Raw genomic sequence first — 26,375 nt, 5'->3', positions numbered from 1 at the left:
GCTTTCAGTGTTAACTTTCCACCCATGACGCAAGTCCTGGTGATCGTGTTGGCACTGCTCATCGGCGTCGTCGCCGGGCTTCGCGCACTGACCCCGCCTGCGGTCGTCGCATGGGCCGCGTGGCTCGGCTGGCTTCCCGTCGACGGCACCTGGGCTCAGTGGGTCGGCAATCCCATCACGGTCGGCGTGCTCAGCGTCCTGCTGGTCGTGGAACTGGTCACCGACCAGCTGCCCAAGACCCCTAGCCGCACCGTGCCACCACAGTTCATCGCGCGACTGCTGACGGCCGCCTTCGCCGGTGCCGTCATAGGAGCGGGAACGCACCACACGATTCTCGGCATCGGTGCCGGCATGATCGGTGCCGTCCTCGGAACGCTCGGCGGCTACCAAGCTCGCAGCCGACTGGTCGCCGCCAACGGCGGGCGTGACCTGCCCGTCGCACTGGCCGAGGACGTACTCGCGGTGCTCGGTGGCTTCGCCGTCGTCGCCGTCGCGTCGACCGTGTTCTGAGGATCGGTACGTGACAACGAGATTCGACGCGATCATCGTCGGCGCCGGCCAGGCGGGACCCCCGCTGGCGGGCAGGCTGACCGCCGCAGGCAAGACGGTCGCGGTCATCGAGCGCAAACTGGTCGGCGGCACGTGCGTCAACACCGGCTGCATCCCGACCAAGACGTTGGTGGCCAGCGCCCACGTCGCCCACGCCGCGCGCCGCGGCGCCGACTACGGAATCGGCACCGGCGAGGTGACAGTCGACATGGCAAAGGTGAAGGCGCGCAAGGACGAGATCAGCCAAGGCGACCGACACGGCCTGGAAACCTGGCTCGCGGGCATGGACGGGTGCACCTTCATCCGCGGCCACGCCCGCTTCGAGGGGCCCCACACCATTCGGGTGGACGACCAGGTGTTGGAAGCCGATCAGATCTTCCTCAACGTGGGCGGTCGCGCGACCGCGCCCCCGATCCCCGGGCTCGCCGACGTCGACTACCTGACCAACGTTGGCATCCTCGACCTGGACGTCGTGCCCGAGCACCTGGTGATCATCGGCGGCAGCTACATCGGGTTGGAGTTCGCGCAGATGTACCGGCGCTTCGGCGCCCGCGTCACCGTCGTCGAGCGCGGTCCGAGGGTGACCGCCCGCGAGGACGAGGACGTGTCCGCCGCGATCCAGGAGATCCTGGAGGGCGAGGGCGTCGACGTGCACGTTGGCGCGACCGGCATGAGAGTCGTCAAGCACGACAACGGTTCTGGGTTCGACCTCCATCCGCGCGACGGCGCCGACCCCATCTCGGGCAGCCACCTGTTGGTGGCGACCGGGCGCAGGCCCAACACCGACGACCTCGGGCTCGACGTCGCCGGAGTCGAGACCGACGAGCGTGGTTACGTCGTCGTCGACGACCAGTTGCGCACCACGGTCGACGGCGTCTGGGCGATGGGGGACTGCAACGGCAAGGGCGCGTTCACCCACACCTCGTACAACGACTTCGAGATCGTCGCGGCCAATCTGCTCGACGACGACCCGCGCCGGGTCAGCGACCGCGTGCCGACCTATGCGTTGTACATCGACCCGCCACTGGGCCGGGCCGGCCTGACCGCCGACGAGGTCCTCAAGTCGGGGCGCAAGGCGCTGGTGGGCAAGCGGCCGATGACCAAGGTGGGCCGCGCCGTCGAGAAGGGCGAGACCCGAGGCTTCATGAAGGTGGTGGTCGACGCCGAGACCCACGAGATCCTCGGTGCGTCCATCCTCGGAGTCGGCGGTGACGAGGTGGTCCAGGACATCCTCGACGTGATGACCGCAAAGCTGCCGTACACGGCCATCTCACGGACGATGCACATCCATCCGACGGTCAGTGAGCTGCTGCCGACGATGCTGCAGGACCTGACCCCGCTGAATTGACCTGAGGCTCAGCGCCGTTGCACCAGCAGCGTCTGGACCGACGTCCCGACGAAGCCGCGGCGGTCAAAGATCTCCGCGGTGGTCGCGCCGATCCCGTCCGGGCCGATCGACGCGCGAGAACGCAGCGCGAAGTCCTGCCCCTCTGGCGCCCGGTGCAGGTGCACGGAGGTGTCGGTGTTCATGAACAGGAATCGGTCGGGGTCGAGCACCGCGCCGACGCCGTTGGCGGAGTCGACGACCATGGCGAGCCGCTGCACGGCAGTGGTGTCCTCGCCGGCCACCAAGGGCACCAGGGCGCTGAGCCAGCCGACCGCGGCCTCACCCGGTGCGGTGGCCTGAGTCCGCCAGCTGACCTTCTCCAGATACCCGGGCGCGCCGGCCCAGCCGTGGGCGTGCGGCACGCTCTCACCCTCGACGAGGGGCGGGTAGCGATCGGTGGCCACGTCGGCGGTGTCGGATGTGGCCAGCAGCCAGGCGGTCACCCGGGCAACGGGCCGGTCGACGTCCACCGGCGTCATCTCGGCGGCCAGCAGTGATATGCGGGCCCCCGGCCGCATGGTCCAGGCCCGCACTCGCACCGGCGCGACCGGAATCGCCCCGAGGATGTCGAGTGTCAGCCTTCCGATGCGCTGACCGCCGGGCGCCGCCAACTCCTCGACGGCCTTGGTCAGCAACGCCAACGGTGGTGACCCGTGCTGGATGTCGCTGCTCCAGTTGCTTGCCGTGCTCGCGGTCGACTCGAAGACCTCGGCGTCACCGTCGGAGTCCAGCCGACGGTAGAAGGAGTCGGTCACGCGGCGGGCTCCACCGGTACCGGCCAGCCGGGATAGGGCGGCGGCGTGCCGCCGAACGTCGGGCAATGCTCGTGGTGGGCGCACCAGTCGCACATCCGTGACGGCTTGGGCGGGAAATTGCCTGTCACCCCGGCCGTTTGGATGGCCTGCCACATCGCCATCAGCGTCTTCTCGAAGCGCACCAGCTCGTCGAGGTCGGGGGTGTAGTCGAGCACCTGCCCGTCGGCGAGGTACAGCAGCCGAAGGCGGGCGGGGAGCACTCCGCGGGACCGCAGCAGTGCGACGGCGTAGAACTTCATCTGGAACAACGCCTTGGCCTCGGCGAGTTCACGGGTGGCCGACGGCGCCTTGCCGGTCTTGTAGTCCACCACCCGCATCTCCCCTGTGGGTGCGACGTCGATCCGGTCGACGAACCCGCGCAGCAGCGTGCCGTCGGACAGCTCGACTTCCACTCGCTGTTCGCAACTCTCGGGATCGAACCGCGTCGGATCCTCCAACCGGTAGTACCCGGACACCAGCGCACGGGCCTCGTCGAGCAGCTTGTCCCGAAGCGCCGGATCTACGTCGTCGGCGAGCTCGGGCCGGGAGGCGGTCATGTCCTCCCACGCCGGTTCGACCAACGTCACCGCGGTGGCGGGCACCCGGCTGGCCGCGGGCAGCGCGTAGAGCAGCTCCAGCGCCCCGTGCACGACCGTCCCGCGGACCTGGGCGGGTGAGGACGGCTCCGGCAACCTGTCGATGGCGCGGAGGCGATACAGCAGCGGGCACTGCTTGAAGTCGCTGGCCCGCGACGGCGACAGGGCGGGACGCCGCGTCGGCGCGCTCACGTCCTCGGTCACTGCCTCCGTCATGAGAGGGAGCCTATGACGCGCCCCCGACAACCCCGCGCACCGGAGGCGGCGGGTCTGCTGGCAGGCTGATCAGCTGTGAAACGCACCGGGCCGCTCGACGTCGGCGATCGTGTCCAGCTGACCGATGCCAAGGGCAAGCACTACACGATGGTGCTCGCCGCCGGCGGCGAGTACCACACCCACCGCGGTGGCATCGCGCACGATTCGATGATCGGGCAGCCCGAGGGCAGCGTCGTCAAGTCCGCGAACGGTGATCCGTTCCTGGTGCTACGCCCGCTGCTGATGGACTACGTGCTCTCGATGCCCCGCGGCGCGCAGGTGATCTATCCGAAGGACGCCGCGCAGATCGTGCACGAGGGCGACATCTTCCCCGGCGCGCGCGTGCTGGAGGCGGGGGCGGGATCGGGCGCGCTGACCTGCTCGCTGCTGCGTGCCGTCGGCTCCGAGGGCACCGTAGTGTCCTACGAGCTGCGCGAGGACCACGCCGTGCACGCCGAGCGCAACGTCGTGACGTTCTACGGTGAGCGACCCGCGAACTGGGACCTCCGCATCGCCGACCTGAAGACCTACGACGGACCGCAGGTCGACCGCGCTGTGCTCGACATGCTGTCGCCATGGGAAGTGCTCGAAGCGGTCGCAGGAGCGCTCGTCCCCGGCGGCGTCTTGATCGTCTACGTCGCCACGGTGACGCAGCTGTCGCGGATCGTCGAGGCGCTGCGGGAGCAGCTGTGCTGGACCGAGCCGCGGGCCTGGGAGTCGCTGCAGCGGGGCTGGGACGTCGTCGGCCTCGCCGTGCGCCCACAGCACTCGATGCGCGGCCATACGGCATTCCTGGTCAGCGCGCGCAAGCTGGCGCCGGGAACCGTGACGCCCGCCCCGTACCGGCGTAAGCGCTTCGCCACCTAGCGAGGAGGTTCGCGCCCGACGAGCGGCAGCAACTGGTCGGCGGTGCGCTTGGACAGCTGCCAGTCGTTCCGGAGCGGGGCGAACTCCATCGGGAACATGAACGGGCGAACCTGCGGATTGGGGGAGCCGATTGTGACGGAGGCGATGACGTGCCCCGGGTCGCCACCCCACCGGAGGTCGGCGGCGTCAACCGCCAGCGGGCTGAAACCACTGGCGACGAGGGCCTCGCCGAAGTTCTTCAGCGCCGGCACGTCCTCGACCGTGGCGTACTGCACCAGGGCGACCTTCTGCTCAGCGGGAATCGAAGTGTCGGCCAGCCGGTAGAGGACACCGGTCAACTGGTCGACCGCGGGCAGCGGCGCGACCGTGGGCATCGCGGGGCGCATCGTGCCCGTCGTCGGACGGGGGCTCTGCGGTCCGGCCGCGGGTCGTTCGGCGGCGCACCCGCCAAGCCAGAGCGCCGCCACCAGGGTGGCGGCGCTCAGGGTCAAGCCTTGGGTGCGGTGCACTCAGCCGTTCGACGACAGCAGTGCGAGGGCGGACTGCTTGGAGATCTGCCAGCCGGTCGGGCTGGGGCCTGCGACGAACGTGACCGGTTCGGTCTTGGTCGCCCCGGTGTTCGCGGTGGCAGTGACGTTCGCTGTGGCGATCCCACCATCGGAGTCGACGTCGGCGACGACGAAGCTCAGCGGGAAGTACCCCTTGGCCGCGGCCTTGTTGTACTCGCGGTCCGCGGCGATGCCTTCGATGCGGCCGAGGCCGCCTTCGATGTAGGAGCCCTTGGCGCCGGAGAACGAGCCTCCGCCGGCGAGGCCGGTGAGCGTCTGGAGCAGGGGCGCCTGGAGATCCGGCGCCGGTGCCTGCGGGAGTGGGATGCCGATGACTACCGGCTGGATGGCCGCCGTGGACGATGACGCGCCCGAACCGAGGCTCGATGCAACGGACGTCACACCACCCGCTGCTGCGGCCACGACGGCAACTGCTGCCACGCCGGTAACGAGGGTTTTCAGGATCACGGCTGTCCTTTCAATCGGTCAAACTCTTCAAGGAGGCTAACAGTGTTGCTGGTGTGTCGAATTCCTAGAGCACACACAAAGACTGAATCGCCGGTAGCGTTGAAGGTGTTACTGCACCAACTTTCGGTGCGGGGAGGGGCGCAACATGAGTGAGTCACAGCCCATGTCCAGTGGCGAAGCTGCCGAATTGGAAGAACTGCGACGCGAAGCCGCCGCGCTTCGCGAGCAACTCGAGCAATCGGTGGGGCCCGACAGCGGCCTCCGAAGTGCTCGAGACGTCCACCAACTCGAGGCGCGCATCGACTCGTTGGCGGCGCGTAACGCCAAGCTGATGGACACCCTCAAGGAGGCCCGTCAGCAGTTGCTGGCGCTGCGTGAAGAGGTCGACCGCCTTGGTCAGCCGCCCAGCGGATACGGCGTTCTGCTCGGAAGCCACGAGGACGACACCGTCGACGTGTTCACCTCCGGTCGCAAGATGCGGCTGACGTGCTCGCCGAACATCGAGGTGAAGGATCTCAAGCAGGGCCAGACCGTCCGCCTCAACGAGGCGCTGACCGTCGTCGAGGCCGGTGCGTTCGAATCCGTCGGCGAGATCAGCACGCTGCGCGAAATCCTCGGTGACGGGCATCGGGCGCTCGTCGTCGGGCATGCCGACGAGGAACGCATCGTCTGGCTTGCCGAACCACTCGTCGCCGCGGAGTTCTTGGTCGAGGACCCCGACGCCGAGGACTCCGACGACGATCGGCGGCCCAGGAAGCTGCGTCCCGGTGACTCACTGCTCGTCGACACCAAGGCCGGCTATGCGTTCGAGCGCATTCCCAAGGCCGAGGTCGAGGATCTGGTGCTCGAAGAGGTGCCGGACGTCAGCTACGAGGACATCGGTGGCCTGACCCGGCAGATCGAGCAGATCCGCGACGCCGTCGAGCTGCCGTTCCTGCACAAGGACCTGTACCGCGAGTACTCGCTGCGCCCGCCGAAGGGCGTGCTGCTCTACGGGCCTCCTGGGTGCGGCAAGACGCTCATCGCCAAGGCCGTGGCCAACTCGCTGGCCAAGAAGATGGCCGAGGTTCGTGGCGAGGACGCCCGCGAGGCGAAGTCCTACTTCCTCAACATCAAAGGTCCCGAACTGCTCAACAAGTTCGTCGGCGAGACCGAGCGGCACATCCGCTTGATCTTCCAGCGGGCTCGCGAGAAGGCGTCCGAGGGCACCCCGGTCATCGTGTTCTTCGACGAGATGGACTCGATCTTCCGCACCCGCGGTACCGGCGTCAGCTCCGACGTCGAGACCACCGTCGTCCCACAGCTGTTGAGCGAGATCGACGGCGTCGAGGGCCTGGAGAACGTCATCGTCATCGGCGCCTCCAACCGCGAGGACATGATCGATCCGGCGATCCTGCGGCCCGGCCGCCTCGACGTCAAGATCAAGATCGAGCGGCCGGACGCCGAAGCGGCGCAGGACATCTTCTCGAAGTACCTGACCGAGAATCTGCCGGTGAACGCCGACGATCTCGCCGAGTTCGGCGGCGATCGGGCACTGACGATCAAGACCATGATCGAGAAGGTCGTCGACAGGATGTACGCCGAGGTCGACGAGAACCGGTTCCTGGAGGTCACCTATGCCAACGGTGACAAGGAAGTCATGTACTTCAAGGACTTCAACTCCGGCGCGATGATTCAGAACGTCGTCGACAAGGCCAAGAAGTTCGCGATCAAGTCGGTGTTGGAAAGCGGTCAGCACGGTCTGCGGATCCAGCATCTGCTGGACTCGATCGTCGACGAGTTCGCCGAGAACGAGGACCTGCCCAACACGACGAACCCGGACGACTGGGCCAGGATCTCGGGCAAGAAGGGCGAGCGGATCGTCTACATCCGCACGCTCGTCACCGGCAAGAGTTCGTCGGCCAGCAGGGCCATCGACACCGAGTCGAACCTGGGGCAGTACCTCTAGCAGAGGTGGATCAGCGCGGCCTCGTAGATGTAGACCGCGTCGTCCTCGGTCACGCTGTCGGCCGTGTTCTCGTAGATCGCGGTGACCGTGGTGGCTTCGGGCACGCCGTGCTTGACGTCCGTGCAGATCGTGTAGCCCATCTGCAGGGCGATGTCGGTCGAGCCCGTGAAGTCGTTGTCGGCCAGGTCGGAGAGATAGCTGTCCTGGTCGGCATGCGCCGTTCCCGCGCCGGCCAGGCCGACCGCAATCGTCGCGGCAACGATCGGTAGCACCATCTTCTTCATCGTCGATCCTCCAAATTGTCCGATGCTGCCCCCTGTTCGCCACCTAACGGGCGTTCATCGTCGGTAAGCAGCATTCGCGCAGTTTAGGGCCAGATTGATCCTCACGCAGCCCAATCGAAGAGGTTGCTCTACCGCTGCTGTCGATCGTGTTCGATTACCAAATATGCGTCGCGACCTGCGAGGCTCACGGCCACGTCGGCGATCAGCGGGTCGAAGAACCGCTGCCGGTACAGCGGGTCGACACTCGTGCTGACCGTGAAGTACAGCCCGGAGAGCACCGCGACGAACAACGACATGTGCACGACCGTCTGCGGAATCGGAATGTGGACGCCGAACCACGTTCCGGCGCAGGGCGGTTGGCCGACGGCGCAGGTCTGCTCGCCCGACCACAGGACGGCGACGTCGTAGGGGACCGCGACGATGCCGAGGGCGAGGAAGAAGGCGAACAGGCCTGCGGTGAAGAAGACCACCTGGATTGCCTGGGACACAACCATCACGGCGACGACGTTGATCTGTTCGGCGCGCGACAGCGGCGTGCGGGGGATCTGTTCACCCGGTGCCACGGCCAGCGGCGTTCCGGTCAGGAGGCTGGCCTGGTCGGTCTGCTCGGCCCGGTCGTCGCGCAGCGCCCGCACCTCGTCGCGGATCGTCGTCACCATGAAGGCCAGCGCGACGAGGGCGAGAAATCCGATCACCTGCCACAGCCGTTGGCGCGTCATGCGGGCGGCGAGCTGCCAGAGCTCGCCGGTGAAGTAGACGACCACGGTCAGCATCAGCAGGGGCAGGGCGCGGCTCATCAGCGTGCCGAGCGCGCCGAACTGTACCCACGCGAACCGGAACGCCCAGCCGGCGATCGAGCCGAACCCGATGTACGTGAGCCAGACGGCCAGCAGGGTGATGGCGACGAACGCGGGCGCCTCTGCAGCCGCCGCGGCCGACCATCCGCTGACCGTCACCGGCATCACGACCACGAAGATCGCCATGACCAGCAGCGCTGCCGTGCGGCGGCCCGCCTCGCCGAGGGTGGTGTCGAGGCGGTGCAGCACGTACAGCGCGAAGGGTGCGGCGACCAGGACGACGGCGATGACGCCGAGGCGCAGGGTGTACCCGTAGTCGGGGGAGTCGCCGGTCACCTCGGCAAGCAGCATGGTCACGGCGGTGAGTGCACCGACGCCGCTGACCATCGGTGCGGAACGCTCGATCAGATTGCGTGACCGCACCCGCCTGGCGAGCACCAGTGGCAAGCCGCGATGCAGAAACCACTCGTGGACCTGCTGCATGTCGGGCACGGCAAACATTGTGATGGACTGGTGACCGCTATGGCGAGACGACGCACTGCGAACTGGGGCATATCGGCGCGCTCGGCGTTCGTCGCCGCGACGGTGGTCTTCGTCGCCCTCGGCATCGCGGGAGCCGGGCTCGCCGCGATCCTGTACCGAACCATGTTGTCCGGCATCGACTCCGCCGCGGCAACCAGGGTCAGCGAGATCTCCGCGGAGGTCGTCGAACGTGGCGCGGTGGGGCTGGACCCGGTGCTGCTGGCCACCGACCAGAGGATCGTGGCGGTTCAGGTGATCGCCAGGGACGGCACGGTCGTGCGACGGTCGCAGTCGGCTCCCGACACGCCGCTGGTCGCGATGAACGACGTGGGCGTCGGGATCCGCATCGGGATGCCCGAGCAGTCCTCACCCCTCGGCAGCATCCGCTTCAGCGCGCAGACGGTGGTGGGTCCCGACGATCGGTACACGATCTTGGTCGGGGAGGGCAGCGCGACGATCGCATCGACGGTGTGGGCGGTGGTCGTCGCCCTTGCCGTCGCCGCGCCGGTGGTGGTCCTGGTGTCCGGGGTGGCGACCTACGTGCTGGTGCATCGCTCCATGAGGTCGGTCGACGACATCCGCTCAAGGGTCGCCGACATCACCACCTCCGATCTCACCGAACGCGTTCCGGTGCCGGACAGTCGCGACGAGATCGCGGCGCTCGCCGTCACGATGAACGAGATGCTGGCCCGCATCCAGGCGGGCCACGACGCGCAGAAGCGGTTCGTCGGCGACGCGTCGCACGAGCTGAGAAGCCCGCTGACGACCATCATTTCGGCCCTCGAGGTGGCGGCGGCCCACCCGGAGGTGCTCAGTGCCGAGCTCGCCACCACGACGTTGATGCCCGAGGCGCTGCGCATGAAGGCCCTCATCGACGATCTGCTGTTGTTGGCGCGGGCGGACGAGCGTGGTCTCGAGATCGGACGCGAAGACGTCGACCTCGACGACCTCGCGGCCGAGGAGGTCGAGCGACTCCGGCGCGACAGCGCTCTCGAGGTGCGCGCCGACCTGGAGCCGGCCCGGCTGACCGGTGACCCCGTCGCGCTGTCGAGAGTTCTGCGGAACTTGCTGAACAATGCTGCGCGCCATGCGGTTTCGCAGGTAACGGTGACCGTTAGGCAGGGTTCGGGAGCCGTCCTGCTGGAGGTCGCCGACGACGGGCCGGGCATCTCGCCCGCGGATCGCGATCGTGTCTTCGACCGCTTCGTCCGGCTGGACCCCGACCGGTCCAGAAGCGCGGGCGGTACGGGCCTTGGCCTGGCGATCGTCCGCGAGATCGTGCTGGCCCACGGCGGAGACGTGAGCATCGGTGGCCCTGGGACGACGGTGACGGTTCAGCTGAGATCTTCGGACGCCAACCGGTAGCCGACACCGCGGACGGTTTCGATCGTCCTGGTGCCGAAGGGGATGTCGATCTTGCGCCGCACGTAGCCGACGTACACCTCGACGACGTTGTCGGCACCTTCGTAGTTGGCGTCCCACACGTTCTGCAGGATCTGGGCCTTGGTGACGACCGAATCCTTGTTGCGCATCAGGTATTCGAGCAGCCCGTACTCGCGGGGAGTGAGCGAGATCGCGACGTCGTCGCGGTGCACCTCCCGCCTTGACGGGTCGAGCGACAGGGTCCCTGCCTCGAGGATGGCGGGACGCTGCGGTGCGGCCCGCCGCACCAGGGCCTTGAGTCGGGCGACCAGAACGATGAACGAGAAGGGTTTGGTCAGGTAGTCGTCGGCACCGAGGTCGAAGGCGTCGGTCTGGTCGTATTCGCCGTCCTTGGCGGTCAGCATCATCACCGGTGTCCAGATTCCGCGGGAACGCATGTGCCGCAACACTTCGTATCCGTTGAGGCCCGGCAGCATGATGTCGAGGACGACGACGTCGAAATCCTCCTCGGTGGCCCGCGCCAACCCGTCGACCCCGGTCGCCACGGCCACCACCGTGAACCCCTCGGCGCGCAACCCGATCAACAGGGTCGAGGCCAGCAGCTGTTCGTCTTCGACGACAAGGACTCTCATCTGTCGTTCATCGACCTTCCCGAACGTAGGCCCGGTAGCGGTTGCGCGCCACCAGATTCAGCCGCAGGTCGTCGACCAAGGGGTCGAGGAACTGCTTGCGGTATTCGCCGTCGCCGACCGATCGTGCGCTGACGTACATGAACGTCAGCGCGCCGAGGAACATCGTGACGTGGATCAGGGGCTGTGGCACCGGCAGTGTCATGCCGAACCAGGTGCCCTGGTCGGACCCGTTGGTGGTCCATGCCGCCAGGACGGCGGGGCTGAGCACCAGCAGACCCATGACGAAGAAGATGGCCGCGGTGACGATCGCGACCATGGCGATCTGGGTGATTTGCGAGGCAATCACGACGAAGACGACGTTGGCCCGTTCCGTCGGCCGAAGCCGGTCACCGCGGACCGGGTCGGGCATCGAGGCGAACGGGGTCTTGGCCAGTCGAGGGGTGTCGGATTCGCGGGTGCTCCCGTCCCCGAGCACCGGTCGTGTTCTCTCCACGACACCGCTGCAGAGGAACGCGATGGCGATGACGACCATGAACCCGACGACCAACCACATGCGGTCGCGGCCGATCTTGTTGGCCATCGACCAGACGAATCCGTTGAAGAAGACCAGCACGGTCAGCAGGACGACGGGCAGCGCCCTGGTGACGAGGGCGCCGGCGCTGGCCAGGTGGGACACCGTGAGGCGGACGGCCCAACCGAGCACCGATCCCACTCCGAGGCCGTTCAGCACCAGGATCAGCACCGTGATCTGGGCGATCGTGACGACGTCGGCGAACCGATCGGCCCACGAGTGGTTGACCAGCGCGCATCCGACCGCCACGACGACCGACGCCGTCGCCGCGCCGCGGCGCCCTCGCGAGCCGTCGACCCGGGACACCAGCCAGCTGACCAGGACGGCGAGGGGGAGCATCGCCGCCAACACGACGAGGATGAGGACTTCCGCGGGAGTTGGGTTGTCGTCGACGTCGACGACCTGGCCGCCGTCGGTGACGTCGACGAGCGCGAGGCACGCGAGCACCGTGGCGTACGCGGCGAGCGCCGGGGCCGACCGTGGCCACAATCGGCGCCACCGTGCTCGCCTGGTCAGGACGGATGGCAGACCGCGCTGCAGGAACCAGGATTCGGCCGCGACGCGGTCGGCGGCCTCACCCACGGCGAGCCCGCCAGACCAGCAGTCCACTCTGAACGCCGAGCGCGATCGAGATCATGGAGATCAACGTCCCCGTGAACACCGTCGTGCTGTCGGTGCCAAGCACCTCGGTCACCCCCATCAGCCCCAGGGATCCGGGCACCAAGAGCCAGAAGCCCGGCAGAATCAACGAGATCGCGGCGGGGGACCCCGGTCGGCGCGCCACCGCGAGTGCGCACACGGTGAGGGCGAATCCGCCGCCGAAACCCGCGGCGTACGTGCCCAATACGGCGTTGCCCGCAAGCTGGCCGACGTAGGCGATCGTCAGCATGGCCAGCATCCAGGGCAGGAACCGCGTCGGGGAACCGAACGACAGCATGGCGCCCACCCCGTACAACGCGATGCCCAGCCACGGTGCCCACGGGCCGAGTCGGTCGACGTGCGCGACGCTCAGGTGCGAATCGGAGATGCCTGCGACCTGGGCGGCGACCAGAATCCCGAATGCCAACTGCGCCATCCGCATCAACCCGGCGACCAGCCGACTGGCGCCGGAAACCAGCTGCCGCGAGGACAATTCGGCGACGGCGAGGGTGATCGCCGCGCCGGGAAGGAAGGTCGCCAGCGGCGGCGCCAACGCCCGCAGGCTGGCGTCGGCGATGTGCAGTCGGTCGGCGGCAGTGAAGGCGACCAGTGACACGGTGAACGCGCACAGGGTCGGAAGCAGTTGCTGTACTGCGTCGTTGCGGCGGGCCAGCTCGCACATCACCCCGACCATGGCGCCCAGCACCACCGCCATCAGGAGCGTCAGCGGGGCGGGCTGCAGGATCAGGGACAACCCGGCGCTCTGCATCGTGTAACCGATGACGCCGACCCACGCCGGAAATCGGTTGGGCATCTGCCAGATTCGCGTCAGCTCGGCCTGGCCCTCGGCGGGGGTGACCGCTCCCGACTCGGCCTGCGCGATGAGTGTGGCCAGTGGGAACGTCTGGTCGAACCGCAAGTCCTCGTCGGGGTGAGCGATGAAGAGCCGACCGCCGCCGCTGGACGTGCCGACCTGAACGTAGTTGGGCAGCGCCAGGTACTGGGTCTCCAGGTCGTATGCCCGTGACGTCGCAACCATGGTGTTGCGCACCATCGTCACCGGATAGTTCGCCGCCGCCATGGCGGCGCCAAGGGCGGCGACGAACTGCATCGCTGCGGCGTCGTCGGGCTCGGGGGGCACGGGTTAGTTGACCAACTCGGGTGCCCGGCTCGCAACCATGGGCCTTCCCCTACGCTGAGTGCATGCAACGGATCATCGGTACCGAGGTCGAATACGGCATCTCATCGCCGTCCGATCCGACCGCCAATCCGATTCTGACGTCGACGCAGGCGGTGCTCGCCTACGCGGCCGCCGCCGGCATCCAACGGGCGAAGCGGACGCGGTGGGACTACGAGGTCGAATCGCCGCTGCGTGACGCGCGCGGCTTCGACCTGAGCCGGGCGAGCGGGCCGCCCCCGATCGTGGACGCCGACGAGGTCGGCGCCGCGAACATGATCTTGACCAACGGGGCCAGGCTCTACGTCGACCACGCCCACCCCGAGTACTCCGCCCCCGAGGTGACCGATCCGCTGGACGCGGTCATCTGGGACAAGGCGGGGGAGCGGGTGATGGAGGCGGCCGCGCGGCACGTCGCCAGCGTGCCCGGCGCAGCCAAGCTGCAGCTCTACAAGAACAACGTGGACGGCAAGGGCGCGTCCTACGGCACCCACGAGAACTATCTGATGAGTCGTCAGACGCCGTTCTCCGCGGTGATCGCCGGCCTGACGCCGTTCCTGGTGTCGCGCCAGGTCGTCACGGGCTCCGGTCGCGTCGGCATCGGTCCTGCCGGTGACGAACCCGGCTTCCAGCTGACGCAGCGCGCCGACTACATCGAGGTGGAGGTCGGCCTCGAGACGACGCTCAAGCGCGGCATCATCAACACCCGCGACGAGCCGCACGCCGACGCCGACAAGTACCGCCGCCTTCACGTCATCATCGGTGACGCCAACCTTGCCGAGACGTCGACCTATCTGAAGGTCGGCACCACCTCGCTGGTGCTCGACCTCATCGAGGAAGGCCCGGCACACGGGCTCGACCTCTCCGATCTCGCCCTTGCGCGCCCCGTGCACGCCGTGCACGTCGTGAGCCGCGATCCGTCGCTTCGGGCCACCATCGCCCTTTCCGACGGCCGCGAGTTGACTGCCCTTGCGCTGCAACGGATTTACCTCGACCGGGTGGCCAAGCTCGTCGACGCGCGGGATCCCGATCCGTCCGCGACGAAGGTGCTCGAAACCTGGGCGACGGTGCTGGACCTGCTGGAGCGCGACCCGATGGAGTGCGCGGAGATTCTCGACTGGCCGGCCAAACTGCGGCTCCTCGAAGGCTTCCGGCAGCGCGAGAACCTCGGTTGGTCCGCGCCGCGACTGCACCTGGTGGACCTCCAGTACTCCGACGTCCGCCTCGACAAGGGTCTCTACAACCGGTTGGTGGCACGCGGGTCGATGAAGCGCCTCGTCACCGAGCAACAGGTGCTCGACGCGGTGCACAATCCGCCGACCGACACGCGCGCCTACTTCCGCGGCGAATGCCTTCGTCGGTTCGGCGCAGACATCGCCGCTGCCAGCTGGGATTCGGTGATCTTCGACCTCGGCGGAGACTCGCTGGTGCGAATTCCGACGCTGGAGCCGTTGCGCGGAAGCAAAGCCCACGTCGGAGCGTTGCTCGACTCGGTGGACAGCGCAGCGGAACTCGTCGCCCAGCTGACCACCTGACGACCGGCATTCTGGGAGTCGACCGGTAGGGTGAAGTAACTAGCAGGGCTTAACACGAGCAGGAGGCAGCGATGGCTCAGGAGCAGACCAAGCGTGGTGGTGGCGGCGGCGATGACGACGACCCCACCGGCAGCACTGCGGCCGGCCAGGAGCGTCGCGAAAAGCTCACCGACGAGACCGACGATCTGCTCGACGAGATCGACGACGTGCTCGAAGAGAACGCGGAGGACTTCGTGCGGGCGTATGTCCAAAAGGGCGGACAGTGACCTGGCCGCATAACGATCGGCCGTCTTCCTTCCCCCTCAGTCTCGGAACCTCGATGGACACGTCGTCGTTCTTCGAGCTGTTGCGCCGGAACTCCCCGCATCTGCTCCCCGCGGGTCGGTCGGCTGGCGACCTGACGGTGAGTGACGCGCTTCCGCACGGCACCACGATCGTGGCCATCAAGTTCCCCGGTGGCGTGCTGATCGCGGGCGACCGCCGCTCGACGCAGGGCAACATCATCGCCGGGCGCGACGTCCAGAAGATTCACGTCACCGACGACTACACCGCGACCGGCATCGCGGGCACCGCGGCCATCGCCGTCGAGTTCGCCCGGCTGTACGCCGTCGAGCTCGAGCACTACGAAAAGGTCGAGGGCGTTGCACTGACCTTCGCGGGCAAGGTGAATCGACTGTCGATCATGGTGCGCGGCAATCTTGGTGCCGCCCTGCAGGGTTTCGTGGCACTGCCCCTGTTGGTGGGTTACGACCTCGACGATCCCAACCCCGACGGAGCCGGACGCATCGTGTCGTTCGACGCGGCCGGCGGCTGGAACGTCGAACTCGAGGGCTACCAGTCGGTGGGCTCGGGCTCGATCTTCGCGAAGTCGTCGATCAAGAAGTTGTACTCGCGGGTGACCGACGCCGACTCCGCGTTGTCGGCGGCCGTCGAGGCGCTCTACGACGCGGCCGACGACGACTCCGCGACCGGTGGCCCCGACCTGGCGCGCGGCATCTACCCGACCGCAGTGGTCATCGACGCCAACGGAGCGGTGGAGGTCACCAGGGACCGTATTGCCGCCCTCGCCCGTGAAGTCATCGAAAGGCGTTCCCGTGACGAGTCTTTCGGCATCGATGAGGGGACGGTAGAGCTGTGAGCTTTCCGTACTTCATCTCGCCAGAGCAGGCGATGCGTGAGCGCTCCGAGCTCGCGCGCAAGGGCATCTCCCGCGGCCGCAGTGTCATCGTCCTTGCCTATGCGGGCGGGGTGCTGTTCGTCGCGGAGAACCCGTCGCGCTCCCTGCAGAAGGTGTCGGAGCTGTACGACCGGGTCGGTTTTGCCGCGGTCGGCCGGTTCAACGAGTTCGACAAGCTGCGGGTCGCAGGAATCCAGTTCGCCGACACCCGCGGTTACGCCTACGACCGGCGCGACGTCACGGGCCGTCAGCTCGCGAACGTGTACGCCCAGGCGCTCGGCACGATCTTCACCGAGCAGGCCAAGCCCTTCGAGGTCGAGCTGTGCGTGGCCGAGGTCGCGCACCACGGCGAGACGAAATCGCCTGAGCTGTACCGCATCACCTACGACGGATCCATCGCCGACGAGCCACACTTCGTCGTGATGGGTGGCACCACCGAGCCGATCATCACGGCGCTCAACGAGTCCTTCACCGAGAACGCGAGCTTGGAGGAGGCGGTGAAGATTGCCGTCGACGCGCTGAAGTCGGGCATCGCGGCGGCCACCGGTAACGGCGCCGAGCCCCGCACACTGGGCCCGGCGACGTTGGAGATCGCGGTCTTGGACGTGAACCGCCCTCGGCGCGCGTTCCGTCGCATCACGGGTTCGGCGCTCGAGGCGCTGCTCCCGGAGGAGCAGGCCGAAGCGGGTTCCTAGACGATCTCGTCGAGATCGTCACCCCTGCCGGTGGCGATCTCCTTGATCTTGTGGACCGAGTGGGTGGCGATGTCCATCGAACTCGAGACGATGCCCTCGACCCCGGCGGTGACGTCACCCTTGAGGATGTGTCCCGCGCTGTCGACGATGTCGGCGGACCGCTCGACGGCGTTGGTCGCGATGTCCTTGACCGACTCGATTGCGTCCCTGGGGTTGAAGCCCATCAGTTTCTCCTCTTCACTACGACATACGACGACATTTCGCCCCACCGTAGCGGTCAGCCGGCCAACACGATGTGCGGGCGGTCCCCGGTGATGACCGCCAGCACGTTGCGCCACGCGTCGGAACCCACGGCGGCGAGGACGTCGGTGTGGGCGCTGGGACCGGCCATCAGTCGCCCGTCGTCGTAACGACCGGTGGCCAAGTGGATGACGCCGGGCATCTCGTCGGGGTCGGCGCCGTGGGATCCACCGGCGATGCCTTGGACCAGCTGAATGGGGTCTCCCGGCGCCGTCATCGAGAACCGCAGGACGTGGGGATTGCGGTTGTGCCAGTCGCCGGGGTCGTCGACGCCGAAGCCCGCGCCCGCCGCCGCGGCGTACAGCGTGCGGTCGGCTGTCAGCCCCAATGCCTCTGCCGTGCCGAGGATCGCGCCGCCGTACGAGTGCCCGACGTAGGTCACCGGAATGCCGAGTCCCCGTCCGGCCGCGGCGGAGTCCACGGCGGCGTCGACGGCGCGGCTGAACGAGGCCAACCGCGGGGCCATGTCGATCGCGAAGCGTGGGCTCGCCGCCTCGACTAGGGCGCCGACCGCGGTGTCGTCGGCCGGGAAGGGCCCGCCGAGGTAGGTGATCGCGGCGACCTCGCCCCGCGTCGCCGACACGAACTGGCGCGCGGACCTGGTGACGCCTGCCGAGCCCGCGACGGTGGTGTTCATGCCGGGCACCAACACCGCGACGCTGGTCGCGCGGGTCAGGTCGCCGTTGAGTTCGACCAGGGTGTCGCGGGTGGGGTCGAACGCCAGGATCTTGCGGTCGACGCGGTCCGCACCGCCGGTGGGGTCGTCGATCTCACCGAGCAGGCCACGGTAGAAGGTGCCGCGGTCGGCGGCGGCTCGGTCGCCGAGTCCCTCGACCACCGCCTGGGCGACGGCGGTGCGATTGGCGGCGATCCGCACGTCCCAGGCCGCCGCGTCGGAGTTGCCGAGTGACGGGTCAACCGGGTGGTCCATGGCGGCCAGGGCGTCGCGGAGGTCGCGGGCGGCGTCGTCGTCGGCGGCCCCGAGCGCGTCCAACGCCTCGGCGATCCGTTGCGACAGTTCGACGCCACGGTCGGCGAGTATCCGGTCGACCACGGCCGCGTCGCCGCCACACAGGAGCACGAGCAGGTCCGGCGGCTCCGCGGCCGGGACCACCGACCCGTCGTCCCGCACCACGAACCCCTCGTCGCGTGCCGCGTCGACCCGCGCCGCGACCTCGGCCTGCGCGGCGGCGATCTGGTCGGCGCCATCCCTCGCGGCGACGGCTGCCAGGACCAGTGCGCGGGCCACCGCGTCACCGTCGGCGGCAACGATGGCCGCCTGCCGGGCTGCTGCGTCACCGCTGACGCCCGCCCACGGCACGGACGACCGGGCCGCGATCGAGGCACCGAGGTGGACGACGCGGGCGGCGTCGTCCCACGCGTCGGCCAGTCGGCGCAGCGCGTTGGGACGCCAGGCGGCGGCCTGGCCGAGCGTCGGCGCGCTCACCGCGGTGCCTGCAGTCGTCCGGCGTGGCGCTCGTCGGCGTGCTGAAGACCCGCCGTCGCCGACGAGGTGGCCTCGGCCCACGCCCGCATGGCCGCGGCCACGTCCGCGACCCGGTCCTCGAGACCGGTGGTCGCCACCGTGGCCGCGATCGCCGATCCGGCCAGGTCCTCCGCGGTGTCGGCGGGCCACCCGATGTCGTCGAGCGCATCGGCTCCGTCCCGAACCCGCTGCGCCAACGCGCGCACCTCCGCCGCGTTCATCCCGACTTCGCCCATGCCCGACGATGGCAGGTCTTGGCGACACCTCGCTCAATTCATCCACAGGCGCGACGAGTGGCGGTCACCACACGGCGCACCGGCAACCCGTAAGCTCGTCCATGTGCAGCGGCGAATCATGGGCATTGAGACCGAATTCGGTGTGACGTGCACTTTTCACGGTCACCGAAGGCTGTCTCCCGACGAAGTTGCCCGCTACCTCTTCCGGCGCGTGGTGTCGTGGGGGCGTAGCTCCAACGTGTTCCTCCGCAACGGGGCGCGTCTCTACCTCGACGTGGGGTCACACCCCGAATACGCGACGGCCGAGTGCGACAGCCTGATTCAGCTCGTCACCCACGACCGCGCGGGCGAGCGCGTGTTGGAGGACCTTCTGGTCGACGCCGAACAGCGCCTCGCCGACGAGGGCATCGGCGGCGACATCTACCTGTTCAAGAACAACACCGACTCGGCGGGCAACTCCTACGGGTGCCACGAGAACTACCTCATCGTCCGAGCGGGGGAGTTCTCCAGGATCTCCGACGTTCTGCTGCCGTTCCTCGTCACGCGCCAATTGATCTGCGGCGCAGGCAAAGTGCTGCAGACGCCGAAGGCCGCAGCGTTCTGCCTTAGCCAGCGCGCAGAGCACATCTGGGAGGGCGTGTCGAGCGCGACCACCCGCAGCAGACCCATCATCAACACCCGCGACGAGCCGCACGCCGACGCCGAGAAGTACCGCCGGCTGCACGTCATCGTCGGCGACTCGAACATGTGCGAGGCCAGCACGATGCTCAAGGTGGGCACCGCCGCGCTGGTCCTCGAGATGATCGAGGCGGGCGTCCCGTTCCGGGACTTCTCGCTGGACAATCCGATTCGCGCGATCCGCGAGGTCAGTCACGACCTGACCGGGCGCCGCCCCGTGCGGTTGGCCGGCGGCAGGCAGGCCAGCGCGCTCGACATCCAGCGCGAGTACTACAGCCGCGCGGTCGAACACCTCCAGACCCGTGAGCCCAACGCCCAGATCTCGCAGGTGGTCGACCTGTGGGGGCGTCAGCTCGACGCCGTCGAGAGCCAAGACTTCGCCAAGGTCGACACCGAGATCGATTGGGTGATCAAGAAGAAGCTGTTCGAGCGCTACCAGGATCGGTACGACATGGAGTTGTCCGATCCCAAGATCGCGCAGCTCGACCTGGCCTATCACGACATCAAGCGCGGCCGCGGCGTGTTCGACGTGCTGCAGCGCAAGGGGCTGGCCGCCCGCATCACCACCGACGAGGACATCGACGCGGCGGTCAACGAACCGCCGCAGACCACCCGCGCCAAGCTGCGAGGCGAGTTCATCACCGCCGCCCAGGCCGCGGGCAGGGACTTCACCGTCGACTGGGTTCACCTCAAGCTCAACGACCAGGCCCAGCGCACGGTGCTGTGCAAGGACCCGTTCCGCTCGGTCGACGAACGCGTGAAACGCCTCATCGCGTCGATGTAAGTGGCGCCCCGCGGCACGCCTTAAGCTCGCTGGGTGGGGATCTCCAAAGTCGAGCGCTTGATGAACCTCGTCATCGCGTTGCTGTCGACCCGCTCGTTCATCACCGCGGAGCGCATTCGAGAGACCGTGTCCGGCTACGCGGACAGCCCCAGCGACGAGGCGTTCTCACGAATGTTCGAGCGGGACAAGAACGAATTGCGCGACCTCGGCATCCCGTTGGAGACGGGACGGGTGTCGTCACTCGACCCCACGGAGGGCTACCGGATCAACCGGGAGGCCTACGCGCTGGCTCCCGTCGAGCTGACCGCGGACGAAGCGGCGGCGGTCGCGATGGCGACCCAGCTGTGGGAATCGCCGGAGATGGTGACGGCGACCCAGGGCGCGCTGCTGAAGTTGCGGGCGGCCGGCGTGGACGTCGACGCGCCGGAGTCTGCGGTCGCCATCACCACCACCGCCGCACTGCCCGGCCTGCGGGGGTCGGAGGACGTGCTGGGAATCCTGTTGGCGGCGATCGACTCTGGGCAGGCGGTCCAGTTCAAGCACCGGTCGTCGCGCAGCGAGCCGTACACCGAACGCACCGTCGAGCCGTGGGGTGTCGTCACCTATCGCGGACGCTGGTACCTGGTGGGCCACGACCGCACCCGGCAAGCCACCCGAACGTTCCGGTTGTCGCGCATCGACGCCGACGTGACGGCGATCGGACCGCGGGATGCGGTGCACCGTCCGGACGGCGTCGACCTGCGCCACATCGTGCATCTCGCGGTGGCCGACGCGCCGCCGAGTGCGCAGGCCCGGGTGTGGGTGGCCGAGGGCCGCGGCACGGCGTTGCGTCGCCAGGCGGTCGCCACGACGCCGCGGGCGTTGGCGGGACGCGCGGGTGACGAGATCGCACTCGACGTCGGCCGCGAGGATCAACTGGCGCGCGACGTCGCCAGCTGCGGTGCGGACGCCGTCGTCCTGGACCCGGTGTCGCTGCGGGAGAACGTCGTCGAGCGGCTTCGCGCCAGTGCGGGGGTGGGGGCATGAGTAGCGTCTCGACGCGGCTGGTTCGGCTGCTGAACATGGTCCCGTACTTCCAGGCCAACCCGAGGATCACGCGGTCCGAGGCGGCCGCCGAACTCGGGGTCACCGAATCGCAGCTGACGCAGGACCTCGACCAGCTGTGGATGTGTGGCCTTCCCGGTTACGGCCCTGGCGATCTCATCGACTTCGAGTTCTCGGGTGACACGATCGACGTCACGTTCTCGGCGGGGATGGATCACCCGCTGCGGCTGACTTCGCCCGAGGCGACCGGCATCCTGGTGGCGCTGCGCGCTCTGCTCGAGGTGCCCGGCATCGTCGACCCGGAGGCTGCGCGCAGCGCGATCGCGAAGATCGAGTCCGCGGCCGGGACCGCCACCGGTGCCCGTGAGGGAGCCGCGGTCGACGAGCCCGCCCCCATCGAGAGTGGGATCGCAGCGGCAGTGCGCGGTGCGGTGCGGGACGGCCGTGCCCTGTCGATCGACTACTACTCGGCAAGCCACGACGCGCTGTCGAGCCGTGTCGTCGACCCGATTCGCGTGGTGCTGGTCGCCGACCACACCTACCTCGAGGCGTGGTGCCGCACCGCCGAAGGCGTCCGGCTCTTCCGGTTCGACCGCATCGTCGACGCACGGGTGCTCGACGAGAAGTCCGCTCCACCGGAGCCCGCCGTGGCCGCCCGCCCCGACACCTCGCTCTTCGACGCGGATCCGTCTCTGCCTGCGGCAACGCTGCTGATCGACCGGTCGGCCGCCTGGATGTTCGACTACTACCCGCTGCGGGTGGTGCGGGAGCACGCCGACGGAGCGGCGGAAGCGGCGATGACGTACGCCTCCGAGGGATGGATGGTGCGCTTCGTCCTCGGCTTCGGCTCGGCGGTGCGCATACTGGAACCGCAGGCGTTGGCCGACCGCGTTCGCGAAGCCGCCGTCGCCGCACTCGAGGCCTACGGATCCGTGGGCGTCGCAGAGGACGGGTAGACTCGTCCACAACACTTGGAGGTGTCCAAATTGGGTGGTCTACAGCCGTGGCACTGGTTGATCGTCATCGCGGTGTTCGTCTTGCTGTTCGGAGCCAAGAAGCTTCCCGACGCTGCCCGCTCGCTGGGCAAGTCGATGCGAATCTTCAAGTCCGAGATCAAGGAAATGCAGTCCGACGGGAAGGACGAGACGCCGCATCCGGCGCCGTCGCCCATCACCTCGGAGCGGGTCCAGCCGGAGCAGGCACCCGTGCAGTCTCCCGAGCAACGACCGGCCTGATCGCAACCTTCCCACCAGCGCGCCGTGAGGCTGCGCGGCTGATTGGCGTCTAGACAACCCGTGCGCATCCCTGAAATCTTCAAGCGGCTCGATCCGCGACGTCGGCGATCGCAGGCCAATCCCGACGGCACCATGTCGCTGGTCGACCATCTGCACGAGCTTCGCAACCGCGTCCTCATCGCGGTGGCGGCGATTCTGCTGACGACGATCTTCGGCTTCGTCTGGTACAGCCACGGCTTCTTCGGGTTGCCGAGTCTCGGTGACTGGCTCCGCGCGCCCTACTGCTCACTCCCGGCGTCGTCGCGGGCCGACATCGCCCCCGACGGGGAGTGCCGGTTGCTCGCCACCGCGCCCTTCGACCAGTTCATGCTGCGCTTCAAGGTCGCGCTGACCGCGGGCGTCGTCTTGGCGTGTCCGGTGTGGCTCCAACAGTTGTGGGCCTTCATCACCCCTGGGCTGTACCAGAAGGAACGCCGGTTCGCCTCGGTGTTCGTCGGGTTTGGGGCGCTGCTGTTCATCGGCGGCGCGGTGCTCGCCTACGTGGTCCTGTCCCAGGCGTTGAGCTTCCTGTTGACCGTCGGCAGCGACGTGCAGATCACCGCCCTCTCGGGTGACCAGTACTTCAGTTTCCTGATCAACCTGCTGTTGGTGTTCGGCATCAGCTTCGAATTCCCCCTGCTGATCATCATGCTGAACCTGGTCGGGATGCTGCCCTACGAGCGGCTGAAGGCCTGGCGCCGCGGGCTGATCTTCGGCATGTTCGTCTTCGCCGCGTTCGCGACGCCGGGCTCGGATCCGTTCTCGATGCTGGCGTTGGCCTGCGCGCTGTCGCTGCTGCTCGAAGTGGCCATCCAGGTGGCCCGCTTCAACGACGGCCGCAAGGCTCGCCGGGCGGCGCTCGAGGACGTCCCCGACGACCAGGCGGCTCCGATCGGCAGCGTCGAACCCGTCGAGGTTCCCAGCGCCGTGCCGACCCCGTCCCGGCTGGGCATCGATGACCAAGCCACCTGAGCTGTCCCAGCTCGACGACTTCACCGCGGGGCTGCCGTTCACCCTCGACGACTTCCAGATCCGCGCGTGCAAGGCCCTAGAGAACGGCCACGGCGTCCTGGTGTGCGCACCGACCGGCGCCGGCAAGACCGTGGTCGGTGAGTTCGCGGTGCACCTTGCGCTCGCCGCGGGCCGAAAGTGCTTCTACACCACCCCGATCAAGGCGCTGAGCAACCAGAAGCACAACGATTTGGTGCAGCGTTACGGCGCCGAGCGCATCGGGCTGCTGACCGGTGACCAGAACCTCAACGGGGACGCCCCGGTGGTCGTCATGACCACCGAAGTCCTTCGGAACATGCTGTACGCGAACTCCGATGCGCTGCACGGTCTTTCCCACGTCGTGATGGACGAGGTGCACTTTCTGGCCGACCGGATGCGCGGCGCCGTCTGGGAGGAGGTCATCCTGCACCTCTCCGAGGACGTGCGGCTGGTCAGCCTTTCGGCGACGGTGAGCAACGCCGAGGAGTTCGGCGGCTGGATCCAGACCGTCCGCGGCGACACCACCGTCGTCGTCGACGAGCACCGCCCCGTTCCGCTGTGGCAGCACATGATGGTCGGCAAACGGGTGTTCGACCTGTTCGAGGGCTCCGAGGCCACCGGCGATCGAAGCCTGGTAGACCCCGAATTGATCCGCCACATCTCGCACCGGCGCGAGGCCGACCGGTTGTCGGATTGGCAACCGCGCGGCCGAGGCCGACCGGGGAACCGGGGCGGCCGCCCCACCATCTATCGGCCGCCGTCGCGGCCCGACGTGATCGGCGTCCTCGACCAAGAGGGCCTGCTGCCCGCCATCACGTTCGTGTTCTCCCGGGCCGGCTGCGACGCCGCGGTGAAGCAGTGTCTGCGGTCGTCGCTGCGGCTGACCGACGAGAAGGAACGGGCCCGCATCGCCGAGGTGATCGACCGACGATGCGCCGATCTGGACGACGCCGACCTGGTGGTGCTCGGCTACTACGAATGGCGTGAGGGCCTGCTGCGCGGCATCGCCGCCCACCACGCCGGGCTGCTGCCGGTCTTCCGCCATACGGTCGAGGAGCTGTTCACCGCCGGGCTGGTGAAGGCCGTCTTCGCCACCGAGACATTGGCTTTGGGGATCAACATGCCCGCGCGGACCGTCGTGCTCGAGCGGCTGGTCAAGTTCAACGGCGAGCAGCACGCGCCGTTGACGCCGGGGGAGTACACCCAGCTGACGGGCCGAGCCGGGCGCCGAGGCATCGACGTCGAGGGTCACGCGGTGGTGCTGTGGCATCCCGACGTCGAACCCGCCGACGTCGCGGGACTCGCGTCGACTCGTACGTTCCCCCTTCGCAGTTCGTTCGCGCCGTCGTACAACATGACGATCAACCTGACCAACCAGATGGGCCCCGAACAGGCGCATCAACTGCTGGAGCGATCGTTCGCGCAATTCCAAGCCGACCGCTCCGTCGTCGGTCTGGTCCGCGGGGTGACCCGCGGCGAGAAGATGATGGACGAGATCGCCTCGGAGTTCGGCGGTCGGGACGCACCGATTCTCGACTACGCGCGGTTGCGCGCGACGATCGCCGAACGCGAACGCACGCAGTCTCGGGCGTCCCGGTTACAGCGCAGGCAGGCGGCCAACGACGCGCTGGTCGCGCTGCGCCGCGGTGACATCATCACCATCGGGCAGGGCCGGCGAGGCGGGCTCGCGGTGGTCCTCGAGCCGGCAGGGGACAGTGACGATCCCAGGCCGCTGGTGCTCACCGAAGATCGTTGGGCAGGCCGCATTTCGTCGACGGACTTCTCCGGGTCGTCGCTGCGGGTGGGATCGATGACACTGCCCAAACGGGTGGAACACCGGCAACCGCGGGTCCGCCGTGACGTCGCGTCGGCGTTGCGGTCGGCGGCTGCCGGTCTGAAGGTGCCTGCCGGGCGGCCCAAACGTGGTCAGCCGGGCCAGGATCGGGAGCACGACGTGGATCCCGAACTCGCGGGTCTGCGCGATCAGATGCGAGCCCATCCCGCGCACCACCTCGCCGACCGCGACGAGCGCGTCAGGCAAGCCGAACGCTTTCTGCGCATCGAGAGGGACAACGCCGACATCCAGAAGAAGGTCAACGCCGCGACCAATTCGTTGGCCCGCACCTTCGATCGAATCGTGTTGCTGCTCACCGGCCGTGGCTTCGTCGAGAAGACGGCGGACGGCGATCTGGTGGTGACCGACGACGGGCGTCTGTTGGCGCGCATCTACAGCGAGAGCGATCTGCTGGTCGCCGAGTGCCTGCGCAGCGGCACCTGGAACGGTCTCGACGCCGCCGAGTTGGCCGGGGTGGTGTCGGCGGTGTTGTTCGAGTCGAGGGGCGACACACCTGGTTCGTCGTCGGTCGTGGAGGGCGCGACGCCCGGTATGCGCCGGGCGCTGTCGCAGACCCGGCGGTCGTGGGCGGAGATTCACGCCGAGGAGCAGCAGCACCGGCTCCCGGCGAGTCGCGAGCCGGACGTCGGTTTCGTGGCCGCGATCCACCGCTGGGCGACCACGGGCGACCTGTCGGCGTCCCTGGCCGCATCCGATGCCTCGGGCAACGGATCCCCTTTGTCGGCAGGCGATTTCGTGCGGTGGTGTCGGCAGGTCCTCGATCTGCTCGACCAGGTGCGAAATGCCGCCCCCACGCCGGCGTTGCGGACGTCTGCGAAACGCGCAATCGACGCGATTCGGCGCGGCGTCGTGGCTGTTGATGCGGGGTAGGGTGTGGCCAACGTTTCGATTTTGACGGTAGACG

27 protein-coding genes are annotated in these 26,375 nt (G+C 68.2%); 15 read left to right on the top strand and 12 right to left on the bottom strand.

Features of this window, described 5'->3' with window-relative positions:
- The first annotated feature begins 24 nt into the window (after positions 1-24).
- Both ASD37_RS17040 and ASD37_RS17035 read left to right on the top strand, forming a co-directional pair.
- Positions 25-510 (top strand): DUF4126 family protein, encoded by a 486-nt coding sequence (locus ASD37_RS17040; protein WP_056553725.1) that lies wholly within the window; start codon positions 25-27, stop codon positions 508-510.
- A 10-nt stretch (positions 511-520) separates the two neighbouring features.
- A complete protein-coding gene (locus ASD37_RS17035; RefSeq protein WP_056553723.1) occupies positions 521-1,897 on the top strand; it encodes an FAD-containing oxidoreductase in 1,377 nt (458 codons plus the stop codon).
- A gap of 8 nt (positions 1,898-1,905) precedes the next feature.
- Here the strand turns inward: ASD37_RS17035 and ASD37_RS17030 are convergent, their stop codons facing one another.
- Both ASD37_RS17030 and ASD37_RS17025 read right to left on the bottom strand, forming a co-directional pair.
- On the bottom strand, positions 1,906-2,691 hold the full coding sequence (locus ASD37_RS17030) for a thioesterase family protein (protein WP_056553720.1): 786 nt from the start codon (positions 2,689-2,691) through the stop codon (positions 1,906-1,908).
- Positions 2,688-3,542 carry a RecB family exonuclease gene (locus ASD37_RS17025; protein WP_056553717.1) on the bottom strand — a complete coding sequence of 285 codons (855 nt, stop codon included), beginning with the start codon at positions 3,540-3,542 and terminating at the stop codon, positions 2,688-2,690. Before ASD37_RS17025 ends, ASD37_RS17030 begins: the two co-directional genes overlap by 4 nt.
- Positions 3,543-3,617: 75 nt before the next feature.
- Here ASD37_RS17025 and ASD37_RS17020 point away from each other — a divergent pair, with 75 nt between their 5' ends.
- Positions 3,618-4,448 carry a tRNA (adenine-N1)-methyltransferase gene (locus ASD37_RS17020; RefSeq protein ID WP_082570215.1) on the top strand — a complete coding sequence of 277 codons (831 nt, stop codon included), beginning with the start codon at positions 3,618-3,620 and terminating at the stop codon, positions 4,446-4,448.
- Here ASD37_RS17020 and ASD37_RS17015 read toward each other — a convergent pair.
- Both ASD37_RS17015 and ASD37_RS17010 read right to left on the bottom strand, forming a co-directional pair.
- Positions 4,445-4,957 (bottom strand): hypothetical protein, encoded by a 513-nt coding sequence (locus ASD37_RS17015; protein WP_200959921.1) that lies wholly within the window; start codon positions 4,955-4,957, stop codon positions 4,445-4,447. The genes ASD37_RS17020 and ASD37_RS17015 overlap by 4 nt on opposite strands.
- Positions 4,958-5,464: a nuclear transport factor 2 family protein gene (locus ASD37_RS17010; protein WP_056553714.1), complete on the bottom strand. Its 507-nt coding sequence runs from the start codon at positions 5,462-5,464 to the stop codon at positions 4,958-4,960.
- A gap of 145 nt (positions 5,465-5,609) precedes the next feature.
- Here ASD37_RS17010 and arc point away from each other — a divergent pair, with 145 nt between their 5' ends.
- Positions 5,610-7,412 carry a proteasome ATPase gene (gene arc, locus ASD37_RS17005; RefSeq protein ID WP_056553711.1) on the top strand — a complete coding sequence of 601 codons (1,803 nt, stop codon included), beginning with the start codon at positions 5,610-5,612 and terminating at the stop codon, positions 7,410-7,412.
- Here the strand turns inward: arc and ASD37_RS17000 are convergent.
- Positions 7,409-7,696 carry a DUF732 domain-containing protein gene (locus ASD37_RS17000; RefSeq protein ID WP_056553708.1) on the bottom strand — a complete coding sequence of 96 codons (288 nt, stop codon included), beginning with the start codon at positions 7,694-7,696 and terminating at the stop codon, positions 7,409-7,411. The genes arc and ASD37_RS17000 overlap by 4 nt on opposite strands.
- Before the next feature lie 128 nt (positions 7,697-7,824).
- Positions 7,825-8,994 (bottom strand): hypothetical protein, encoded by a 1,170-nt coding sequence (locus ASD37_RS16995; RefSeq protein ID WP_056553705.1) that lies wholly within the window; start codon positions 8,992-8,994, stop codon positions 7,825-7,827.
- A 21-nt stretch (positions 8,995-9,015) separates the two neighbouring features.
- On the opposite strand from ASD37_RS16995, the gene ASD37_RS16990 reads away from it, so the two are divergent.
- Positions 9,016-10,380 carry a HAMP domain-containing sensor histidine kinase gene (locus tag ASD37_RS16990; protein ID WP_056553702.1) on the top strand — a complete coding sequence of 455 codons (1,365 nt, stop codon included), beginning with the start codon at positions 9,016-9,018 and terminating at the stop codon, positions 10,378-10,380.
- Here the strand turns inward: ASD37_RS16990 and ASD37_RS16985 are convergent.
- Genes ASD37_RS16985 through ASD37_RS16975 form a run of 3 tightly spaced genes read right to left on the bottom strand, consistent with a single transcriptional unit; the run spans position 10,350 to position 13,381 of the window.
- A complete protein-coding gene (locus ASD37_RS16985) occupies positions 10,350-11,030 on the bottom strand; it encodes a response regulator transcription factor (RefSeq protein ID WP_056553700.1) in 681 nt (226 codons plus the stop codon). The genes ASD37_RS16990 and ASD37_RS16985 overlap by 31 nt on opposite strands.
- Before the next feature lie 7 nt (positions 11,031-11,037).
- Positions 11,038-12,210 carry a hypothetical protein gene (locus ASD37_RS16980; protein ID WP_235568446.1) on the bottom strand — a complete coding sequence of 391 codons (1,173 nt, stop codon included), beginning with the start codon at positions 12,208-12,210 and terminating at the stop codon, positions 11,038-11,040.
- On the bottom strand, positions 12,176-13,381 hold the full coding sequence (locus ASD37_RS16975) for a threonine/serine exporter ThrE family protein (protein ID WP_235568445.1): 1,206 nt from the start codon (positions 13,379-13,381) through the stop codon (positions 12,176-12,178). The genes ASD37_RS16980 and ASD37_RS16975 overlap by 35 nt, the downstream gene beginning before the upstream one ends.
- A 62-nt stretch (positions 13,382-13,443) precedes the next feature.
- Between ASD37_RS16975 and dop the strand changes: the two genes are divergently transcribed.
- From dop to prcA, 4 genes are all read left to right on the top strand, one after another.
- The gene (gene dop / locus ASD37_RS16970; RefSeq protein WP_056555260.1) at positions 13,444-14,952 is read left to right on the top strand and encodes a depupylase/deamidase Dop; all 1,509 of its coding nucleotides are present in this window, start codon (positions 13,444-13,446) and stop codon (positions 14,950-14,952) included.
- A gap of 71 nt (positions 14,953-15,023) precedes the next feature.
- The gene (locus ASD37_RS16965; RefSeq protein ID WP_056553697.1) at positions 15,024-15,218 is read left to right on the top strand and encodes a ubiquitin-like protein Pup; all 195 of its coding nucleotides are present in this window, start codon (positions 15,024-15,026) and stop codon (positions 15,216-15,218) included.
- Positions 15,215-16,090, top strand: coding sequence for a proteasome subunit beta (prcB, locus tag ASD37_RS16960; RefSeq protein ID WP_235568444.1), 876 nt, complete (start codon positions 15,215-15,217; stop codon positions 16,088-16,090). Before ASD37_RS16965 ends, prcB begins: the two co-directional genes overlap by 4 nt.
- The gene (prcA, locus tag ASD37_RS16955; RefSeq protein ID WP_056553691.1) at positions 16,087-16,824 is read left to right on the top strand and encodes a proteasome subunit alpha; all 738 of its coding nucleotides are present in this window, start codon (positions 16,087-16,089) and stop codon (positions 16,822-16,824) included. Before prcB ends, prcA begins: the two co-directional genes overlap by 4 nt.
- Here prcA and ASD37_RS16950 read toward each other — a convergent pair.
- From ASD37_RS16950 to ASD37_RS16940, 3 genes are read right to left on the bottom strand one after another with little or no spacing between them, the layout of a single operon-like run.
- Positions 16,821-17,048 carry a hypothetical protein gene (locus tag ASD37_RS16950; RefSeq protein ID WP_056553688.1) on the bottom strand — a complete coding sequence of 76 codons (228 nt, stop codon included), beginning with the start codon at positions 17,046-17,048 and terminating at the stop codon, positions 16,821-16,823. The two genes, prcA and ASD37_RS16950, sit on opposite strands and share 4 nt — an antisense overlap.
- A gap of 53 nt (positions 17,049-17,101) precedes the next feature.
- Positions 17,102-18,571: an alpha/beta hydrolase gene (locus ASD37_RS16945; RefSeq protein WP_056553685.1), complete on the bottom strand. Its 1,470-nt coding sequence runs from the start codon at positions 18,569-18,571 to the stop codon at positions 17,102-17,104.
- Positions 18,568-18,846, bottom strand: a complete 279-nt coding sequence (locus tag ASD37_RS16940; RefSeq protein ID WP_056553682.1) for a hypothetical protein — start codon at positions 18,844-18,846, stop codon at positions 18,568-18,570. The genes ASD37_RS16945 and ASD37_RS16940 overlap by 4 nt, the downstream gene beginning before the upstream one ends.
- A 103-nt stretch (positions 18,847-18,949) precedes the next feature.
- Between ASD37_RS16940 and pafA the strand changes: the two genes are divergently transcribed.
- From pafA to ASD37_RS16910, 6 genes are read left to right on the top strand one after another with little or no spacing between them, the layout of a single operon-like run.
- Positions 18,950-20,308, top strand: a complete 1,359-nt coding sequence (pafA, locus tag ASD37_RS16935) for a Pup--protein ligase (RefSeq protein ID WP_156720939.1) — start codon at positions 18,950-18,952, stop codon at positions 20,306-20,308.
- A 33-nt stretch (positions 20,309-20,341) separates the two neighbouring features.
- Positions 20,342-21,334 carry a YafY family protein gene (locus ASD37_RS16930; RefSeq protein WP_156720938.1) on the top strand — a complete coding sequence of 331 codons (993 nt, stop codon included), beginning with the start codon at positions 20,342-20,344 and terminating at the stop codon, positions 21,332-21,334.
- Positions 21,331-22,308, top strand: coding sequence for a YafY family protein (locus ASD37_RS16925; protein ID WP_056553673.1), 978 nt, complete (start codon positions 21,331-21,333; stop codon positions 22,306-22,308). Before ASD37_RS16930 ends, ASD37_RS16925 begins: the two co-directional genes overlap by 4 nt.
- 30 nt (positions 22,309-22,338) lie before the next feature.
- The gene (tatA, locus tag ASD37_RS16920; protein WP_056555257.1) at positions 22,339-22,587 is read left to right on the top strand and encodes a Sec-independent protein translocase subunit TatA; all 249 of its coding nucleotides are present in this window, start codon (positions 22,339-22,341) and stop codon (positions 22,585-22,587) included.
- 60 nt (positions 22,588-22,647) lie between these two features.
- The gene (gene tatC, locus ASD37_RS16915; RefSeq protein ID WP_056553670.1) at positions 22,648-23,598 is read left to right on the top strand and encodes a twin-arginine translocase subunit TatC; all 951 of its coding nucleotides are present in this window, start codon (positions 22,648-22,650) and stop codon (positions 23,596-23,598) included.
- Positions 23,582-26,341, top strand: coding sequence for an RNA helicase (locus tag ASD37_RS16910; protein ID WP_056553667.1), 2,760 nt, complete (start codon positions 23,582-23,584; stop codon positions 26,339-26,341). Before tatC ends, ASD37_RS16910 begins: the two co-directional genes overlap by 17 nt.
- Positions 26,342-26,375 lie beyond the last annotated feature (34 nt).

Source organism: Mycobacterium sp. Root135, from assembly GCF_001426545.1.
In the GTDB taxonomy this organism is placed as follows: Bacteria; Actinomycetota; Actinomycetes; order Mycobacteriales; family Mycobacteriaceae; genus Mycobacterium.
The sequence above is the reverse complement of the archived record's forward strand: the minus strand, read 5'-3'. Positions and strand labels throughout refer to the sequence as shown.

Excerpts from the sequence above, each read along its gene's own strand:
- arc (WP_056553711.1), top strand. The coding sequence starts at position 5,610 with ATGAGTGAGTCACAGCCCATGTCCAGTGGCGAAGCTGCCGAATTGGAA.
- dop (WP_056555260.1), top strand. The coding sequence starts at position 13,444 with ATGCAACGGATCATCGGTACCGAGGTCGAATACGGCATCTCATCGCCG.
- ASD37_RS16940 (WP_056553682.1), bottom strand. The coding sequence starts at position 18,846 with ATGGGCGAAGTCGGGATGAACGCGGCGGAGGTGCGCGCGTTGGCGCAG.
- ASD37_RS16965 (WP_056553697.1), top strand. The coding sequence starts at position 15,024 with ATGGCTCAGGAGCAGACCAAGCGTGGTGGTGGCGGCGGCGATGACGAC.
- ASD37_RS16910 (WP_056553667.1), top strand. The coding sequence starts at position 23,582 with ATGACCAAGCCACCTGAGCTGTCCCAGCTCGACGACTTCACCGCGGGG.
- ASD37_RS17025 (WP_056553717.1), bottom strand. The coding sequence starts at position 3,542 with ATGACGGAGGCAGTGACCGAGGACGTGAGCGCGCCGACGCGGCGTCCC.
- ASD37_RS16985 (WP_056553700.1), bottom strand. The coding sequence starts at position 11,030 with ATGAGAGTCCTTGTCGTCGAAGACGAACAGCTGCTGGCCTCGACCCTG.
- ASD37_RS16990 (WP_056553702.1), top strand. The coding sequence starts at position 9,016 with ATGGCGAGACGACGCACTGCGAACTGGGGCATATCGGCGCGCTCGGCG.
- ASD37_RS16950 (WP_056553688.1), bottom strand. The coding sequence starts at position 17,048 with ATGGGCTTCAACCCCAGGGACGCAATCGAGTCGGTCAAGGACATCGCG.
- ASD37_RS17040 (WP_056553725.1), top strand. The coding sequence starts at position 25 with ATGACGCAAGTCCTGGTGATCGTGTTGGCACTGCTCATCGGCGTCGTC.
- ASD37_RS16995 (WP_056553705.1), bottom strand. The coding sequence starts at position 8,994 with ATGTTTGCCGTGCCCGACATGCAGCAGGTCCACGAGTGGTTTCTGCAT.
- ASD37_RS17000 (WP_056553708.1), bottom strand. The coding sequence starts at position 7,696 with ATGAAGAAGATGGTGCTACCGATCGTTGCCGCGACGATTGCGGTCGGC.
- ASD37_RS16925 (WP_056553673.1), top strand. The coding sequence starts at position 21,331 with ATGAGTAGCGTCTCGACGCGGCTGGTTCGGCTGCTGAACATGGTCCCG.